The organism is Tolumonas lignilytica (genome assembly GCF_000527035.1).
GTDB classification, from domain to species: Bacteria; Pseudomonadota; Gammaproteobacteria; order Enterobacterales; family Aeromonadaceae; genus Tolumonas; species Tolumonas lignilytica.
This window is the reverse complement of record NZ_AZUK01000001.1, coordinates 1715619-1732893: the sequence shown is the minus strand read 5'-3', so window position 1 is coordinate 1732893 and position 17275 is coordinate 1715619. Positions and strand designations below refer to the sequence as shown.

17 protein-coding genes are annotated in these 17275 nt (G+C 52.9%); 11 read left to right on the top strand and 6 right to left on the bottom strand.

All coding sequences use genetic code 11. The features are described 5' to 3' along the window. The first annotated feature begins 119 nt into the window (after positions 1-119). Entirely contained in the window at positions 120-2609 is a 2490-nt protein-coding gene (locus H027_RS0108130) for a class I adenylate cyclase (protein WP_024871965.1), read from the top strand. 34 nt (positions 2610-2643) lie between these two features. Here H027_RS0108130 and H027_RS0108125 read toward each other — a convergent pair whose 3' ends face one another. Together H027_RS0108125 and cyaY are read right to left on the bottom strand one after the other, a co-directional pair. After that, on the bottom strand, positions 2644-2928 hold the full coding sequence (locus tag H027_RS0108125) for an Rdx family protein (RefSeq protein ID WP_024871964.1): 285 nt from the start codon (positions 2926-2928) through the stop codon (positions 2644-2646). 10 nt (positions 2929-2938) lie between these two features. Next, the gene (cyaY, locus tag H027_RS0108120; RefSeq protein ID WP_024871963.1) at positions 2939-3253 is read right to left on the bottom strand and encodes an iron donor protein CyaY; all 315 of its coding nucleotides are present in this window, start codon (positions 3251-3253) and stop codon (positions 2939-2941) included. Positions 3254-3333: 80 nt separating this feature from the next. Here cyaY and lptM point away from each other — a divergent pair, with 80 nt between their 5' ends. From lptM to xerC, 5 genes are read left to right on the top strand one after another with little or no spacing between them, the layout of a single operon-like run. Then, entirely contained in the window at positions 3334-3489 is a 156-nt protein-coding gene (gene lptM, locus H027_RS18665; protein WP_152536705.1) for an LPS translocon maturation chaperone LptM, read from the top strand. A gap of 15 nt (positions 3490-3504) precedes the next feature. Then, positions 3505-4755, top strand: coding sequence for a diaminopimelate decarboxylase (lysA, locus tag H027_RS0108110; RefSeq protein WP_024871962.1), 1251 nt, complete (start codon positions 3505-3507; stop codon positions 4753-4755). 15 nt (positions 4756-4770) lie between these two features. After that, positions 4771-5601: a diaminopimelate epimerase gene (gene dapF, locus H027_RS0108105; RefSeq protein WP_024871961.1), complete on the top strand. Its 831-nt coding sequence runs from the start codon at positions 4771-4773 to the stop codon at positions 5599-5601. Further along, positions 5598-6296, top strand: coding sequence for a DUF484 family protein (locus tag H027_RS0108100; protein ID WP_024871960.1), 699 nt, complete (start codon positions 5598-5600; stop codon positions 6294-6296). Before dapF ends, H027_RS0108100 begins: the two co-directional genes overlap by 4 nt. Next, positions 6289-7215 (top strand): tyrosine recombinase XerC, encoded by a 927-nt coding sequence (gene xerC / locus H027_RS0108095; RefSeq protein ID WP_024871959.1) that lies wholly within the window; start codon positions 6289-6291, stop codon positions 7213-7215. Before H027_RS0108100 ends, xerC begins: the two co-directional genes overlap by 8 nt. Before the next feature lie 23 nt (positions 7216-7238). Here the strand turns inward: xerC and H027_RS0108090 are convergent, their stop codons facing one another. Both H027_RS0108090 and H027_RS0108085 read right to left on the bottom strand, forming a co-directional pair. Beyond that, entirely contained in the window at positions 7239-8009 is a 771-nt protein-coding gene (locus tag H027_RS0108090; RefSeq protein WP_024871958.1) for an SDR family NAD(P)-dependent oxidoreductase, read from the bottom strand. A 17-nt stretch (positions 8010-8026) separates the two neighbouring features. Then, the gene (locus H027_RS0108085) at positions 8027-9139 is read right to left on the bottom strand and encodes an SDR family oxidoreductase (RefSeq protein WP_024871957.1); all 1113 of its coding nucleotides are present in this window, start codon (positions 9137-9139) and stop codon (positions 8027-8029) included. 170 nt (positions 9140-9309) lie between these two features. Between H027_RS0108085 and H027_RS0108080 the strand changes: the two genes are divergently transcribed. From H027_RS0108080 to H027_RS0108065, 4 genes are all read left to right on the top strand, one after another. After that, on the top strand, positions 9310-10803 hold the full coding sequence (locus tag H027_RS0108080) for a cobyric acid synthase (RefSeq protein WP_237657934.1): 1494 nt from the start codon (positions 9310-9312) through the stop codon (positions 10801-10803). Next, positions 10793-12109 carry a cobyrinic acid a,c-diamide synthase CobB gene (locus H027_RS0108075; RefSeq protein WP_024871955.1) on the top strand — a complete coding sequence of 439 codons (1317 nt, stop codon included), beginning with the start codon at positions 10793-10795 and terminating at the stop codon, positions 12107-12109. The genes H027_RS0108080 and H027_RS0108075 overlap by 11 nt, the downstream gene beginning before the upstream one ends. 61 nt (positions 12110-12170) lie before the next feature. Further along, entirely contained in the window at positions 12171-12740 is a 570-nt protein-coding gene (locus tag H027_RS0108070; protein ID WP_024871954.1) for a TetR/AcrR family transcriptional regulator, read from the top strand. Positions 12741-12836: 96 nt separating this feature from the next. Next, the gene (locus tag H027_RS0108065; protein ID WP_024871953.1) at positions 12837-13985 is read left to right on the top strand and encodes an MBL fold metallo-hydrolase; all 1149 of its coding nucleotides are present in this window, start codon (positions 12837-12839) and stop codon (positions 13983-13985) included. A gap of 15 nt (positions 13986-14000) precedes the next feature. On the opposite strand, the gene H027_RS0108060 is transcribed toward H027_RS0108065, so the two are convergent. Together H027_RS0108060 and H027_RS0108055 are read right to left on the bottom strand one after the other, a co-directional pair. Further along, on the bottom strand, positions 14001-16268 hold the full coding sequence (locus H027_RS0108060; RefSeq protein ID WP_024871952.1) for an EAL domain-containing protein: 2268 nt from the start codon (positions 16266-16268) through the stop codon (positions 14001-14003). A gap of 184 nt (positions 16269-16452) precedes the next feature. Beyond that, positions 16453-16650, bottom strand: a complete 198-nt coding sequence (locus tag H027_RS0108055) for a (2Fe-2S)-binding protein (protein WP_024871951.1) — start codon at positions 16648-16650, stop codon at positions 16453-16455. Positions 16651-16801: 151 nt separating this feature from the next. Between H027_RS0108055 and bfr the strand changes: the two genes are divergently transcribed. After that, positions 16802-17266 carry a bacterioferritin gene (bfr, locus tag H027_RS0108050; RefSeq protein WP_024871950.1) on the top strand — a complete coding sequence of 155 codons (465 nt, stop codon included), beginning with the start codon at positions 16802-16804 and terminating at the stop codon, positions 17264-17266. Positions 17267-17275 lie beyond the last annotated feature (9 nt).

Sequence of the window (17275 nt, the reverse complement as noted above, 5' to 3'; positions counted from 1 at the left end):
GAGCATGACATCGCACCATTGCGGGGAGGTTTACCGCGCGCTTAGCTGTGCTAACATGAAGAAATCACACCAGCATTAGCTGGTAAAGTATTCAGCTTTGATCAACTAAGGCCAAACGGTTGTTTAAACAGTTTGAGTTGCTGGTTGCCCGTTTCGATGCCATCAATCAGATCAAGATGGACCGGGCACTAGAGGCAATGAACGAAGCAGGACGGAGAATGCTCTCCATTCTGCCGGTTCTGTTGCATTACCATCACCCACTCCTTCCAGGCTATACATCTGGTGAGGTGCCCTGTGGTATTGCCAATTTTCAGCCGGATGTGGCACAGCGCAAGTTTCTGGTGACGCAATGTGGTCACACCGCTGAGCCTGAGGTCAAAGAGTGCTGCATATCGGCGGTATATACGATGGGCAGTACCTCATCGATTGGTCAAAGTGCAACTTCCGACCTCGATATTTGGGTCTGCCACGATCCCGCCTTATCCTTTGAACGTCTGGTTTTGCTTGAGCAGAAATGTCAGCTCATTTCTCGATTGGCAGAACAGCACGGCATCGAAATGAATTTTTTCCTGATCCCGGAAAATAAATTCCGGGTCGGTAATCGTGCTCAGGTGGGGTTGGACAACTGCGGCAGTGCCCAGCATTTGTTGTTACTGGAAGAGTTTTATCGCAGTGCCATGCGGGTGGCGGGTAAACGACTGTTATGGCGATTAATTCCGGTAGATCGTGAAGATGAATATGACGCGTTAGCTGCCGCCTTGTTCAGCACCGGTATGATTTCTGAAAATGACTGGCTGGATTTGGGTGGGGTTTGTCACATACCGGCGGAAGAGTATTTCGGCTCCGCGCTGTGGTTGCTTTACAAGGGGCTGGATTCGCCCTACAAGGCGGTTTTAAAGATTCTGGTCATGGAAGCCTATTCTGCCGAATTCCCTGATACGGAATTGCTGGCGGTGCAGGCGAAGCGCTGGTTCCAGCAACATGATGATTTTGGCTTGTCGCTGGATGCCTATTATCTGATGCTGGACAAGGTGACTCGCTACCTTACCAGTCTGGGCGACACGAAACGGCTGGATTTGGCACGGCGCTGTTTCTATCTGAAAATTTGCGATCCCTTAAGTCGTAACCAGCCGGCACAACATGGCCAGTGGCGGCGTGATTTGCTGGTTAAACTGGTGCGCGAATGGGGCTGGAGTCATGACACTCTGCGCCATCTCGACAATCACGACCAGTGGAAAGTCGAACAGGTCAAGATAGCTTATGAAGAGCTATTGAGCTCATTGATGCAGAGTTACAGCAAACTCATTCAGTTTGCACGTCGTAACAACATCAGTGAATCCATCAACCCAGAAGATATCGGGATCCTGTCGCGGAAACTCTATACCGCATTTGAAGCGCTGCCGGGTAAGGTGCAACGTATTAACCTGAAAATTGCACCGGATCTCCGGGAATCGCATCTGAGCCTGATCCAGGTGCCGCCAGGTCATCTGAACCGTCAGGGCTGGTATCTGTATAAATACTCGCTGAGGCCGCTCGATATTATTGGTCGTGCGCCACTGGAATATAACGGGTATCTCTCCAAACTGGTGGCCTGGGCCTATTTCAATGGCCTGATGGTGTCTGATACACAGGTCGATATTCGTCAGGCCGGTTCTGATATCACCCGTACCTTTTTGCATCAATTTTGTCAGGATCTGGCTAATACCTTCCCGGTGGAATTACCTCCAGCAAGCAATCTGGCGCTGAGCCGTCCGTGCGAAATTCGCCATCTCGGTATCTTCCTCAATCTGGAGCGGGATCCGACCGCTGACTGGCCGGAAGAGATGCCGCCAGTGCTGGAGTTGGGTGAGGATGTGCTCTGCTTTGGTTCCCGTCAGGAGTGCCTGATTGGGACGGTGGATCTGGTGTATCGCAACTCATGGAATGAAGTCCGCACGCTGCACTTTAACGGGCTGGATGCCGTCGTAGAGGCACTGAGCACCATATTGGGCAAGATGCATCAGGATGCGGCCGCACCGGATGCGATCGATGTGTTCTGTTACAGCCAATATTGCCGGGATGAAATTCGCCAGCAATTTGCGGAACTGGTTAATTCCTGTATTTCGTTGCGACTGGCGCTGGATAAACAGCGCATGGTGAAACTGCTGTCTGTCGGTGAATCGCGTTATGCCTTGTTCCTCGAACGTCGTGGCGTCTCCGTGCGTCAGCTCAGCAGTGCGATCGATTTCTACCGGCAGGTTTCGGATAACAAACTGGAGCGGCAGACGGCGGAACCTGATAACGGTCTGCATGTGCCGCCGATTGTGGATGCCTATGCCAGTGAAGGGTTGATTCAGTATTTCTTTGAGGATAACGACAACGGTTTTAACGTCTATATTCTGGATGAAAACAATAAAGTCGAGATTTATCACGAATATGCTGGCAGCAAAGAAGATCTGGTACAGAACGTGAACCGCTACTACACCATGACCCACCAGCGTTTCGATTTCACCGAACAGGTGATCAATTTCAACCTGCCGCAATTTTACGAGCTGGTGCCTGGTGCGGACACCTTACAGGTGATGCCATATCGTTCGGCTGTGCGAGATATAGCGCAGCAGGCATCCTGAAAACGGCTCCCTGACGGAGCCGTTTTGATTAGTGTTAATCTGTTTTTTTATCGACGTGGCCTAAGTCGCGCTCCGGCGCGATCTGATCGCGAACCCGCTGTTTCAGCGCCTTCACATCGGGAAAACCGCCATCGGCCTTACGTTCCCAGATGGTGATACCATTCACCAGAATCTCAAAATGGCCACCGGTATCCGGGTGCAAATTGACACTACCCAGTTCTTCGCTGAAGGTATGTAACAGCTCTTGTGCCATCCAACAGGCACGCAACATCCAGTTACACTGGCGGCAGTAATAAATATCGACGATCGGTTTATCCATGAGAGCTCACTCAGCGTAACGTGACGCTTTCGCCAGATTGTTTGCTGCAGGCATCACTCAACAGTTCCATCAGTTCCCGGCCGCCGCGGTTGTCGATCCACAGGCCGTCTTTCCAGTCGAAGTGGTAGCCGTTTTCACGGGTGGCCACCCAGATCTGATGCAGCGGTTCTTGCTTGTTGATGATGATTTTGCTGCCGTTGACAAAGGTGAGCGTGACGACGCCACTATTGAGCTCACAATCAATGTCGGTATCGCAATTATCTATGGCTTGTTCGATCACCTGGTAGCGTCCTTCCACCAGTGCGTGAAATTCACTGTCTTTCATTGCGGCTTGTCCTATTTGCATTTACTGCGATGAGTGAGATTATAGTGGGCTAAATTACCGAATCGTACAAGATCATGAAAATGCGCACATACAGTGTGGGTATCGTGTTGTTACTGGCAGGTTTGCTCAGTGGTTGCGGTTTGAAAGGGCCGTTGTATATGCCACAGCAGCCACCGGCGAAGCAGCAGACCGCCCAGCCGCAAAATCAGACCGACAACCACCAGACCCAATCATAAGGAAACGATGGAGCCATGGATTTTTTTAATTATCGCGAAGATGGCGAGCTGCTGGCCGAACAATGTGCCGTCAGCGCGTTAGTTGCTCAATACGGCACCCCTTTATATATCTATTCCCGTGCCACCATTGAGCGTCATTGGAAAGCATTTGATGCGGCGGCGGGTGACGTGCCACACCTGATTTGTTACGCGGTAAAAGCCAATGGCAATCTCGCCGTGCTGAATCTGCTGGCGCGTCTGGGTTCCGGGTTTGACATCGTTTCTGGTGGTGAACTGGCGCGTGTGATCGCCGCGGGTGGTGATGCGAAGAAAGTGGTGTTCTCGGGTGTGGGTAAAACCGAAGCCGAAATGCGCTATGCGCTGGAACAGGACATTCTCTGTTTCAACGTGGAATCAGAGCCGGAGCTGGAGCGCCTGAATCAGGTCGCGGGCAGCATGGGCAAGGTGGCGCGCATTTCGATCCGCATTAACCCGGATATCGATGCGGGTACGCACCCGTATATTTCGACTGGTCTGAAACAGAACAAATTCGGTATTCCGATTGAGCGTGCGCCGGAGGTGTATAAATACGCCGCCAGCCTGCCTAACCTGCAAATCAGCGGGGTGGATTGCCATATCGGTTCGCAACTGACTGAAATCGAACCGTTCCTCGAAGCTGCGGATAAACTGCTGGCACTGATCGACGAACTGGCGGCTGCTGGTATCAAAATCCATCATCTGGATGTCGGTGGTGGTCTGGGTGTGAATTACAATGACGAAACCCCGCCGCACCCGAGCGAATATGCCTCGGCACTGAAGCAGAAATTGCAGAATCGCGATCTGACGCTGTTGTTTGAACCGGGGCGCGCCATCATGGCGAATGCCGGTATTCTGGCGACCAAGGTGGAATACCTGAAAGCCGGGGAAGATCGTCATTTCGCGATTGTCGATGCGGCGATGAACGATCTGATCCGTCCGTCCCTCTACAGTGCCTGGATGAACATTGTGCCGGTCAATCGTGCGCTGCCACGTACTGCACAGCGTTATGATGTGGTGGGCCCAGTCTGTGAAACCGGTGATTTCCTGGGTAAAGATCGCGAACTGGCGATTGCACCGGGCGATTATCTGGTAGTTCGTTCTGCGGGCGCGTATGGTTTCTCCATGTCTTCCAATTACAACGCCCGTTCCCGCGCTGCCGAAGTGCTGGTGGACGGTGAGCAGCCACATCTGGTGCGCGAGCGTGAACCGCTGGCATCACAGTGGCAATTTGAACATCTGTTGCCGTAACAGGAGCTTGGCTGCATGTTGATCCAGTTTTCCAAAATGCACGGTCTGGGAAATGACTTTGTGGTCGTCGATGGCGTCACGCAGAAGGTATTTTTTAATGCGGAAACGCTGAAACGCCTCGGTGATCGTCATTTTGGTGTCGGTTTTGACCAGTTGCTGCTGGTCGAACCGCCGTATGATCCTGATCTCGACTTCCACTATCGCATTTTCAATGCCGATGGTTCCGAGGTGCAGCAATGCGGCAATGGCGCCCGCTGTTTTGCCCGCTTTGTCCGCCTGAAGGGCTTAACCAATAAAGATCGCATTGCAGTCAGCACTGTCAGTGGCCGTATTGTGCTGCAGATTGAAGATAACGATCAGGTCACGGTCAACATGGGCGTACCAGAGTTTGAACCTTCCAAGATCCCGTTCCGGGCGCAGAAAGCTGAAAAGCTCTATCTGCTGCGAGTGGCCGAACAGACGGTGATGTGTGGTGCCGTGTCGATGGGCAATCCGCATTGCGTGATCGAGGTTCCCAGCGTTAAGACGGCCCCCGTAGAAACACTCGGTCCGAAACTGGAATCGTTTGACCGCTTCCCGGAACGCGTCAATGTCGGCTTCATGGAAGTGGTGTCGGCGAATGAAATCAATCTGCGCGTCTATGAACGCGGTGCCGGTGAAACACTGGCGTGCGGTACTGGTGCTTGCGCGGCGGTCGTGGTCGGTATTCAGCAGGAAAAACTCAAAGGCCGTGTCAAGGTCAACCTGCCGGGCGGTTCGCTGTCGATTGCCTGGAATGGCCCCGGCACACCGGTGTATATGACCGGCCCTGCAGAACACGTGTTTGACGGACAAATCGAGCTATGAGTGTCAATCTGGGGGCGCTGGAGCTGATGCTGGAAGAGAGCAAGGTGATTGACTATCTCAAACAGCATCCGGATTTTTTTCTGCGGCATAAGGCGTTGCTGGAAGATCTGACGATCCCCCATGAACAGCGTGGCGCGGTGTCGTTGTTTGATTTGAAACTGGAACGTCAGCGTGAACGGTTGCAGCTACTGGAGCAGGAGCGACAGGAGCTGTTGGCCAATGCCAGCCGCAACGAATTCATCTTCCGCGTCTATACCGATGTGTATGCGGATTTATTCGCCTGCACCTCGTTGCGTCAGTTGTGGAAATGCCTGCATAGCTCATTTCGGGAACGGCTGCGGATCCCGGCCTGTGCCTTGTGGGTGAATCAGGCCCGGGTCAAAGCAAAACGCTTTGATAAGCCGTATGAGATGGAGTATCCGCTGTTCCAGCGGTTGTGTCTCTATCCGATGGCGGATCAGCTGGTCTATTTTGGTCGGGTGAATGACTGCGATCGCGAGCTGATTTTCGGTCAGGGTTCGCTGGTGCATTCGATGGCACTGTTACGGCTCGGTGAATATGGCGAGTGGGGTTTTCTGGCGTTTGGTCATGCGAATCCTCAGCATTATCAACCGGGTATGGACAGCCTGTTGCTGGAACAATTAGGCCGCTTTGTGACCCTGTTACTACCGACACTGGCACGTTCCTGTGAATGATCCTCTTGCCGCCACCCTGCACACCTATCTGGAATATCTGCGTGTCGAACGCCAGCTCAGTGCGCATACGCTGAATAATTATCAGCGTCATCTGCAAGCCATGGCAGCCTGGTTGCAGGAAAAAAACGTCCGTGACTGGTCGGAACTGAACAATCCGCTGGTACGACAATGGGCGCATACCTTGCGCAAACATAAAGACACCTCACCGCGCACGATCAGCACGAAAATGTCGGCGCTGCGCAGCTTTGCCGACTGGCTGGTGATCCGTGGCATTCTGGCGGCGAATCCCGCACGCGGCGTCGCCTTGCCAAAGCTCGGGCGTCCGTTGCCGAAAAATCTCGATGTGGATCAGGTACATCAACTGCTGAATATTACCGATGAGCAGGATCCGCTGGCGATTCGTGATCGCGCCATCATGGAGCTGTTTTATTCCACTGGTATGCGTCTGTCAGAGCTGGTGGCGCTCGACGGGTCTGATCTCGATATGAGCAGCCGCCAGGTGCGGGTGATAGGCAAGGGCAACAAAGAACGCATTCTGCCGATTGGTCGGCTGGCGCTGGAGTGGCTGGAGAAATGGCTGAAGATCCGGCCCGCGTTTCAGACGGAAGGCGAACCGGCGCTGTTTCTCAGCAGCCGTAAACGACGCATCACGGCGCGAATGGTGGAAATCCGTTTAGAGCAGTGGGGGCAGAAACAAACGCTCAACAGCCATATTCATCCGCATAAACTGCGACATAGCTTTGCGACTCATATGCTCGAATCTTCCGGCGATTTACGTGCGGTACAGGAACTGTTAGGGCACGCCAATCTCGCAACGACCCAGATCTATACCCATCTCGATTTTCAGCATCTGGCTACGGTTTATGACCAGACGCATCCGCGCTCCAAACGCCGCAAACTCAAACCCGAAGAAGAGTAACGACCTTGTTGCACTCGCCGTATTCAGTGGCGCTGGCGCATCAGGTAAAAGGCGACTCGGGTTGCCAGCCGACGTGGGCTTAACCGCATCAGCAGTGCTAACAGACGGTTCCGATAGCCGGTGATATAGACACTTTTATGTCGCAGGAATGCATTCCAGCCTTGTGCGGCGACGGTTACCGGGTTTGCCAGCGGAAAACCACGGGGGTTGATGGCAGCCTTGTCTATAAACGGGGTCTGGATAAATCCCGGACACAACGCCATGATGGTGATGCCACTGTGACGGTATTCTTCCGCTAAAGCGGCAGAAAGGTGTAACACATAGCTTTTACTCGCGGCATAAACCGCCATGAACGGCAGTGGCTGCAACGCGGCTAACGACGCAATGTTGATCACTCCCATGCCTTGGTTGGCGATGAGCTGCGGGATCACCGCATGGTTCAGGGCTGTCAGCGCCGTGATATTAAGCTCGATCAGATGGGCGTATTGGGCCGCGGGGATCTGATGAAATTCTCCATAAATCCCTTCCCCTGCATTATTGATGAATAGATCGATTTTATGCTGCTGTATGTTGGCGATCAGCCGCTGGAGATCGTCGGCGATGGTTAAATCGTGTGGCCAGCAGAGCACATCGACGGCATAGAGCCGACGTAATTCGAGGGCGAGCACCTGTAATTTGCTCTCATCTCTGGCTACCAGAATGATTTGTTGAAATTGTGCCGCTAACAGATGCGAAAAAGCCTCTCCTAATCCAGAAGAGGCACCGGTAATTAAAACGGTTTTTTTCTCGTTCATGCCGATGAGCGTTGCGTTTATTTAAAATCAACCATCATCTGCTTGGGTACCGGAATGTCTTTCGAGGTGGCGACACACACACCGGCATATTCGCTAAATTTCGGTGGCAGCGGTAAACCCAGTTCATGCAACCGATAGTTTTCAAACAGTACATTTAAGGCGGCAAACTCTCCATATAAACGGATCGCTTTCAGCATCAAACGCTTGTTGCAATGGCCGAACAGGGTGGAAAACTCATGAGCACGCTCGGCAATTTCTTCAAAGCTGACCTGTTTGTAGTCGTCGCCGACTGCGGGGATGCCTTGTGCTTTGGCTATTGCCTGATCAATTTCGGCAAATGAGGTGGAGGCATCTGTTCCTGCAGAAATATGATAGAAATCATAAGGTAATGTTTCTTTTTCTATCATGGTCACCAAGGCGTCAGCACAGTAATCAACCGGGATCACATCAATCTTATCCTGCAGGCTGCAAGTAAACTGACGTAACAATAAGGCCATTCTGAATACCCAGAAAATACTGCCTGAAGGTTTACAACCCAGTTTCGTGTGGCCGACAACAATCGATGGGCGCGCTGCCACAAACGGCAGGTTAGGCAATTCTTTACGAATTTTGGCTTCAATTTCCGCTTTCGACGCGGTGTATTTCACAAAATGATGGACTTTGCCTTTTGGCTTATAGTTTTCCGGTACCACCATGCCTTTTTCTGGGCCGCATGACATGGCGGTGCCAACCTGCAGAAAGCGTTGCATGTTAGGTACAGAGGCCATTTTCTTGGCCAGTGCGAACGTGCCGTCGACGTTGACCGGTTTGATCAATGGGTTATTCGAGAAAGATGCGACCGCCGCGCAGTTGATGACGTGGGTCACCAGTTCCAGACGCGGGTCATCGAGGAATAATTCCGGTGTCTTCAGATCGCCGAGAATCAGATCCTCTTCTGTAATTTTGTTTTTCAGTTCAGGCGCCAGTTCGAAGGAATCAAGATTGTTTCTCAGTCTTGCAAGTGCTGCAGCAGGTGTTTCTCCCCGAACTAAAAGTAAGATCCGATCCCATTTATAAGAACTTTGCAAAACTTTACAAATCACAGCGCCACCGAGGAAGCCAGTTGAACCTGTGATAAAGAGACAACGCATATCTTTTCCTTAAATTTGAACCTTAAAAGTGCTAGTTTCGGGCTATTTCTGAGTTTTTTTATAAAACACTTACCTTCTATAGATGAATTATTAAATTCACATTAAGGTGCGACGCTATGTTTGAGAGAAATGCCGGTTTTTGTGAGCTTAATACGATTTAAGGATAAATCTTGTCATTAATCAACTTCTCATTAATGGTGCAGGGCACCACGTCAGATGCCGGAAAAAGTACGCTGGTGGCGGGGCTGTGCCGCCTGCTGAAACGACAAGGCTGGTCGGTGGCACCGTTTAAATCACAGAATATGGCGCTGAACAGTGCGGTGACGGCAGAGGGTGGAGAGATCGGTCGTGCACAGGCCGTGCAGGCACAAGCCTGTGGAGTTGAACCGTCTGTGCATATGAATCCGGTGTTGCTGAAGCCGAATACCGATATCGGGGCGCAGGTGATTGTGCACGGTAAAGCGTTAGCGGATATGGATGCCTGTGCCTACCACGATTACAAACCGAAGGTGATGGGCGCTGTGATGCACTCCTATCATCATTTGCAGGCACATTATCAGGCGGTGATTATCGAAGGGGCGGGCAGCCCGGCAGAAATTAATCTACGTGATCGCGATATCGCCAATATGGGGTTTGCCGAAGCGGCGGATTGTCCAGTTATCATCATTGCGGATATCGATCGTGGCGGCGTGTTTGCCCACTTGTATGGCACGCTGGCCTTGCTGTCGGAAAGCGAACAGAACCGGGTGCTGGGTTTTGTCATTAACCGCTTCCGCGGCGATATTTCACTGCTGCAGGGTGGTCTCGATTGGCTGGAACAAACAACCGGCAAACCGGTGTTAGGCGTGTTGCCTTATCTGCATGGTCTTTATCTGGAACAGGAAGATGCGATTGCCGTACAGCAAAGCAATCGCGGTAAATTCCGAGTCGTGGTGCCCTGTTTTCCACGGATCAGTAATCACACCGATTTCGATGTACTGCGACTGCATCCAGATATTGACCTCATCATGGTGCCGCCGAATCAGCCGTTGCCATCGGCGGATTTGCTGATTTTGCCAGGCTCAAAATCGGTGCAGGGCGATCTGCGCTTTCTGCGTGAACAGGGTTGGGATCGGGCGATAGCCCGTCATTTGCGCTTTGGCGGCAAGCTGATTGGGATCTGCGGCGGTTATCAGATGCTGGGCGAGATGTTGCATGATCCGCTCGGGTTGGAAGGGGTGTCCGGCAGTATGCCGGGGCTCGGGCTGTTACCGATCACCACAACGCTGGCGGCGGAAAAGCAGTTGCGCCGGGTCCATGGCTTGCTGACGCTAGCGGATGAAACCGTACCTGTCAGCGGTTATGAAATTCATGCCGGGGTGACAGAGATACCGGCGGGGATGAGTCAGCCGATGGCCTTGCTGAGTGACGGTGTGACCATGGCCGATGGGGTGCTCTCAGATGATGCGCTGATTTTGGGCACCTATCTGCATGGGCTGTTTGATGAACCGGCCGCCTGTAATGCATTGCTGCGCTGGGCAGGATTACAGAGTGATCGGGCGCCGGAGATGTCGCAGTTGCGTGAAGAGGGCATCAACCTGCTGGCCGATTGTCTGGCCGATCATCTGAATATGGATAAACTGTTCACTCTTCTGACGCAGTGGGAACAACGACATGCCAACTAGATCCTGTCCGGCGCTGTTGATCAGCGCACCAGCCAGCCACAGTGGTAAGACGACGGTGACGGCTGCTCTGGCGCGTTATTGGACAAAGCAAGGTAAACAGGTGCGGGTGTTTAAAACCGGGCCGGATTTTCTGGACCCCATGCTGCTGGAGCGGGCATCGGGTTTACCAGTGCACCAACTGGATTTGTGGATGATGGGCGAGGATAACTGCCGTCGGCGTCTGGCCGAGGCCGCGCAGGAGGCCGATCTGATCCTGATCGAAGGGGTGATGGGCCTGTATGACGGACATACCAGCTCTGCCGATATCGCCCGTCTGTTTGCGATTCCGCTGCTGCTGGTGATCGATGGTTCGGCCATGGCACAAACGTTCGGCGCACTGGTGTACGGGCTGGCGCATTATCAGCCGGATCTGCAAGTGTTTGGTGTGGTGGCCAACCGCGTCAACAGTGCCGGTCATGCGCGTTACCTGCAGCACAGCCTGCCGGAGGGGATCCATTTTTGTGGTTATCTGCCGTCGAATGAGGCGATCACGCTGCCGGAACGGCATCTGGGTTTGGTTCAGGCCGCAGAGCTTTCAGATCTGGATGCACGCTTAGACTTGGCGGCCGAACAACTGGCCAGTCACGGTGCATTACAACTGCCACCGCCCTGTGAATTCAGTGACCCGATCAGCCATAAAGTCTGGGATGAAGGGTTGAACGGTGTGACGATTGCGGTCGCGCGCGATGCGGCATTCAGTTTCATTTATCGCGATAATCTGCAGACATTGCAGCAGATGGGCGCACAATTGAGCTTTTTCTCTCCGCTTTCTGATGCTGCGCTGCCAGAGGCGGATGCGTTGTATCTGCCGGGTGGGTATCCGGAGCTGTATCTGGATGCGCTGGCCGATAACCAGACGATGCTGCAATCGATCCGTGCCCATGTACGGGCCGATAAACCGACGGTTGCCGAATGTGGCGGCATGCTTTATCTGCTGAATGGTCTTACGGATCAGGCTGGGCACCGACGTGAGCTGTTGGGGGTATTGCCCGGTGAAGCGTTGATGGAGCCCCATCTGGGCGGGTTGGGTGTCTTGTCGGCCCCCTTTCCGTTTGGTGAAGTGCGCGGGCATACCTTTCATTTCTCCAGCAGCCAGATCCGTGCGGAAGCCACCTTGGAAGCTGCGCATCCGGTGCATGGCAAGCCGGAACCCATCTATCAGCAGGGGCGTCTGCTGGCGTCATATGTGCACTGGTATCTGGGGGAGCAACCGGAAGCCTGTCTGGCCTGGTTTAAACCAACATGCAGTGATGACGTGGTGGCTTGAAATGAGGGCATGACATTGCTATAGTTGAGTGAATACTCATTTATTATCTGTTGATGTTCTGATGGCCCGCCCTAAAAGTGAAGATAAATACTACGCATTGCTCGCAGCCGCCATTAGTGTCTGCGCTGTGCTGGGTATCGAAGCGCCCACGGCGAAGATTGCGCGCACGGCTGGGGTGGCAGAAGGCACACTGTTTACCTATTTCAAGACAAAAGATGAATTACTGAATCAGCTCTATCTTGAACTTAAAAAAGAGATGGGGCGAGAGATGCTGGCGGATTACCCGCGAACCCAGTCACTGCGCGAAAGGATGTATTTTGTATGGTCAAAATACATCCACTGGGGGGCGCTCAACCCGGACAAACGCAAGGTGATGGGGCAACTCAGTGTCTCAGACCGGATCACCGCAGAGACACGGGCCGCCGGCATGGCCATTTTTTCCGAGGTCGGCGTGCTTATGGATGAATGCATCAAACAAAGCAAGTTGCAGAATTCGTGTGCTTTTGCCTCGGCGATGATGCTTGCCATGGCCGAAACAACGATGGATTTTATTATCCGTGAACCTGCGGCAACAGAACACTATTGTCATACGGGTTTTGAAGCCTTCTGGCGGGTTCTCGCCATCGATTAAAATTTTGCTCTTTTATTGATTGATTAATCACTCATATTGAGCCAAGAATATCCCCCATACCTCGTTACGCAGGGTCGTCATTAAGAGGGTTCCGTTATGTCTGGTCTGTTTGCAAAATGGATGAATCTGATGGGTTACCGCTCATTGGGCCAAGCGCCGAAAGGTGCTCGGTTCAGTAATCTCACCCAATCCCCCCAGTGGCACGGCAATAAATTTGAGAATCCGCAGCCGATCTGGAGTGATATGAAAAATGCGATGATGCAATCGTTGCGGGCCAGCCCGCATGCGACACCGCAACAAGCCATACCGGTAGTCACCGAGGTAAAAGCGGCGTTGGCACAGCCATTAACGCGGGATCTGCGAGTGACCTGGCTGGGTCATTCCACCTCACTCATTGAAATGGATGGTACCCGGATTCTGATTGATCCGGTGTGGAGTGAGCGGACGTCGCCGGTTGCCTGGCTGGGGCCCAAACGCTGGTATCAGCCATTAATTCCACTGGCGGATTTACCGCACATTGATGCGGTGCTGATATCGCACGATCATTACGACCATCTGGATCGCACCACCATTGAAGCCATGAGTGACTGGGATACTCAGTTTCTGGTGCCTTTGGGCGTGGGGGCTCACCTCGAATACTGGGGCGTTCCGCCACATAAAATTACCGAAATGGACTGGTGGGATGCTACACAAGTCAATGATATCGACGTGGTCGCAACACCGGCCCGCCATGCATCCGGTCGATTGATCCCGCAATCCAACAAAACCTTATGGTCAGGGTTTGCACTGATTGGCCCGGCTCATCGGGTCTATTATTCCGGTGATACCGGCTATTTCCCGGGGTTCAAAGACATCGGCTCATGGTTGGGCCCCTTCGATGTGACTCTGATGGAAACCGGGCAATACAACCCGTTTTGGCCTGACTGGCATCTTGGCCCTGAGCAGGCGGTACGGGCGCATCAGGAGGTGCGGGGCGAGGTGATGATCCCGGTGCACTGGGGGTTGTTTGAGCTGGCCCCCCATAGCTGGACCGAACCGGCAGAACGCGTGCTGGCGGCGGCCAACGCGGCGGGGGTGGTGGTGAATATGCCCCGGCCGGGCGAAAGTATTGAGCCAACACATCACACGACGATAGAAAAGTGGTGGCCGCAGACGGAGTGGCAAATGGCCAGTCTGTCGCCCATCATCGCGACGAAGAGTGGCAACCCAACCGAGCGCTTTGATGACCCGGTATGGGAGGAGTAATGGGGTCGATCCGGTTCAGAGGATTTTCTCGGATGAGAGCGGCGTGAGCATCTCGGCCGGTGCCGGACGACCAAAGAGATAGCCCTGATAGGTATAACAGCCCAGCGTGGCTAACCGATTACGCTGGGCTTCGGTTTCCACCCCTTCGGCGATGACGTTGAGCCCCATGCTGTGGGCCAGCGTCACCACCATACTGGCAATGGCGGCATCATTAGGGTCTGTCAGCAGATCTCGGACAAACGACTGGTCGATTTTTAACTGATCCAGCGGCAAACGCTTCAGATACGACAGCGATGAATAACCGGTGCCAAAGTCATCCAGAGAGAAGCCGATGCCGAATGTTTTCAGGACAATCATTTTCTGGATGATCTCCTCGGTGTCTGCCAGCAACAGGCTTTCCGTGAGTTCCAGTTTTAAGCGATGCGGGAGGATGTTGGCGAGTTGCACGGCGGTCAGCACCTTCTCCACGAAATCGGGTTGATGGATCTGGCGGGCACTGATGTTGACCGCCAGCGAAATATGAGAGGTGTCCGGATGGATGCTCCAGCGCTGCAATTGCTGGCACGCCTCGTTGAGCACCCAATCACCGAGTTGCAGGATCAGGCCGCACTCTTCCGCGAGCGGGATGAATTCCGCCGGAGAGATCATCCCTCGTTCAGGATGCTGCCAGCGAACCAGGGCTTCTGCGCCCACGATACGACCATGCAAATCCACCTGTGGCTGATAATAGAGCACCAGTTGCTGCTGGCGGATGCCTTCCCGCAGATCATTTTCCAGTCCGATGCGGGAGCTGACGAGCGATTGCATTTTGTCATCGAAGAAGCGCAAGGTATTACGGCCCGCCGATTTTGCCTGATACATCGCAATATCGGCGCGTTTCATCAACTCTTCGCTGTTTTCCTTGTGCGCGTTAAACAGCGTGATGCCGATACTGGCGGTGCTGTTATATTCATTGCCCGCCAACTGATAGGGGCGCCGCAGTTCGTTGAGAATTTTTTCACCGATACTTTTTCCCTGCGTGGCGGCCAGTTCTTCCTGTGAACCAAGTTGTTCCAGCATGACGACAAATTCATCGCCGCCCAAACGGGCAATGGTGTCTGTTTCCCGGACACATTTCGAGATGCGACCCGCCACCTGTTGCAGCAACAAGTCACCGATATCATGGCCCTGGCTGTCATTCAGCGTCTTAAAGTTGTCCAGATCAATGAACAGTAAGGCACCGAGCTGGCCGGAGCGGGCACTGAATGCCAGCGCCTGATTCAGACGGTCTTGCAGGAGGCGGCGATTGGGCAGGCCGGTGAGGTGATCGTAGAAAGCGAGATAACTGATTTCATCTTCTTTCACTTTCCGTTCCGTGATGTCACGGGCCAGAAAAACCACCATCCGTTTTCCGCCAAGGTGGTAATCCAGTGGTTGCACCCGCCCTTCAAATAAGCGATGACCCAAGGGAGTGTCGCGTTCATATTCAATGGCTTGCGGCTCTGCTGTGCGCAGGCTTTCACGAATGCAGGTCAGCAGGCGCTCGGCAGTTTCTTGGGGTAAAAACGTATACAGCGACTGCCCCACTAATTCGGAAGCGGACGAGTAAAACAGATGCGAGGGAGAGGAGAGAACCTCTCGGTAATAGCCGTCTTCATCCAACACCACCATAATATCCGGGATCGCGTGGATCACGGCCCGCAGGCGTGCTTCGCTATCCAGTAACGCCTGCTCCATCTGGGTTCTCTTGACAATATCCTGCAACATGATCCCTAACAGCAGGGTGCCGAGTGCAAAGGTGAAGATATAGGGTAGGGCGATCTGGCTGATCACAGAACTAAACAACAGGCCCGGAAACTGCGTAAAAATCAGCACCATGAAAGCATGAAGCAGAAATCCGAAGAGCAATAATGCCACGGCGCCGGTTTTGACCTTACCGCGTTGCGACAGATGGCGATACAGTAAGCCGCTGCTGACGGCGACAACCACGGTGGTGAGGCCGATGGGGGCACCGACACCCCCCAGCCACAGACGATAGCCGCCGGCGATCACCGCTGCCGGAATTGCCACTACCGGGCCACCAAACAGACCCGCCATGCTAAGGATCACGGTGCGGGCATCAAAGATAACACCGGGCGCCAACTGGACAGGGCTCATCATGCCAATGACGGCGATGCCGCCGAAGAGCAGACCCGCAATGGCTTGTTCCAGACGTGGCTTCTGGTGACAAAGGCGAACATTAAACCCCTGCAAGAGACACAGGGATAACAGCAGTGCGATACCTTTGATAAATTCTAACAGCATAGGCTCTTTCCATGATCCACATTCTGTAAGCATGGCTCAATCTGAGCCTAAGGTAAAATGCAGCACACCAAACCGCAGAATATTTTGTTGATACCCAGATTTGGAGAAAACAGAACGGAAAAACACCCATGAGGTGTAAAGAGATGTGCCAAAACGGCATCAGGATATGGTGGTTGAGTGTCGCTCAGGCGACTTTCTTGGGCGACGGCTCGGCGATTTGCATTAAGGTCGATTCGAGTACGCGGCGAACCTGAGGCAGGCACTGACCACAGGTGTTTCCGACATTAAGCTCACGGTTAAGACCGCGAACACTATCGATGCCGTGCGCGATAGCTTCTTTAATTTGTCGGTCATTCACGGCATGACAATGACAAATGATCATAACCAGACTCCACCTAGGTGCTTTATTTGATAATACTTCTCATTATTGATTTTGGCAATGCGGTTGCTGAAATTTTAGGCAGATAAAGTTGCGAAATCCCCCATAGCGATTAGGCTAAATGGTATAGCGTGTGACCACATGAGGAGCTGCTATGCAAGGTGAGAAAGTTGTCATTGCTATGCTCAATAAGGTTCTGACGTGGGAATTGACGTCAATCAATCAGTATTTCCTGCATGCCCGCCTGTTCCGCCACTTTGGTTTCAATGCCTTAAATGAGCATGACTACAAAAAATCGATTAAGGATATGAAACAAGCTGACGCGCTGATTGAGCGGATCTTGTTTCTCGACGGTTTGCCTAATCTGCAGAATCTCGAATATTTGCGCATCGGTGAACATGCGGAAGAGATGCTGCAGTGTAATTTATCGCTGCAGCAGGATCAGCTCGTCTTATTACGTGAAGCCATTGTGGTCGCGGAACAGGCGTCGGATTTTGTCAGTCGTGATTTGCTGGAAGAGATCCTGGAATATGAGGAGGAATATCTCGACTGGCTGGAAACACAGCAAAATCTGATTGCCACGACCGGCATTCAGAACTATTTACAAAGTCAGATGTAAGGAGGCGGT

Bases quoted from the DNA above. Each gene is read 5' to 3' on its own strand.
- H027_RS0108070 (WP_024871954.1), top strand. From the start codon at position 12,171: ATGGCCCGCCCTAAAAGTGAAGATAAATACTACGCATTGCTCGCAGCC.
- H027_RS0108060 (WP_024871952.1), bottom strand. From the start codon at position 16,268: ATGCTGTTAGAATTTATCAAAGGTATCGCACTGCTGTTATCCCTGTGT.
- H027_RS0108075 (WP_024871955.1), top strand. From the start codon at position 10,793: ATGCCAACTAGATCCTGTCCGGCGCTGTTGATCAGCGCACCAGCCAGC.
- H027_RS0108085 (WP_024871957.1), bottom strand. From the start codon at position 9,139: ATGCGTTGTCTCTTTATCACAGGTTCAACTGGCTTCCTCGGTGGCGCT.
- H027_RS0108065 (WP_024871953.1), top strand. From the start codon at position 12,837: ATGTCTGGTCTGTTTGCAAAATGGATGAATCTGATGGGTTACCGCTCA.
- lptM (WP_152536705.1), top strand. From the start codon at position 3,334: ATGCGCACATACAGTGTGGGTATCGTGTTGTTACTGGCAGGTTTGCTC.
- H027_RS0108055 (WP_024871951.1), bottom strand. From the start codon at position 16,650: ATGATCATTTGTCATTGTCATGCCGTGAATGACCGACAAATTAAAGAA.
- lysA (WP_024871962.1), top strand. From the start codon at position 3,505: ATGGATTTTTTTAATTATCGCGAAGATGGCGAGCTGCTGGCCGAACAA.
- dapF (WP_024871961.1), top strand. From the start codon at position 4,771: ATGTTGATCCAGTTTTCCAAAATGCACGGTCTGGGAAATGACTTTGTG.
- H027_RS0108125 (WP_024871964.1), bottom strand. From the start codon at position 2,928: ATGGATAAACCGATCGTCGATATTTATTACTGCCGCCAGTGTAACTGG.
- bfr (WP_024871950.1), top strand. From the start codon at position 16,802: ATGCAAGGTGAGAAAGTTGTCATTGCTATGCTCAATAAGGTTCTGACG.
- H027_RS0108100 (WP_024871960.1), top strand. From the start codon at position 5,598: ATGAGTGTCAATCTGGGGGCGCTGGAGCTGATGCTGGAAGAGAGCAAG.
- cyaY (WP_024871963.1), bottom strand. From the start codon at position 3,253: ATGAAAGACAGTGAATTTCACGCACTGGTGGAAGGACGCTACCAGGTG.
- H027_RS0108090 (WP_024871958.1), bottom strand. From the start codon at position 8,009: ATGAACGAGAAAAAAACCGTTTTAATTACCGGTGCCTCTTCTGGATTA.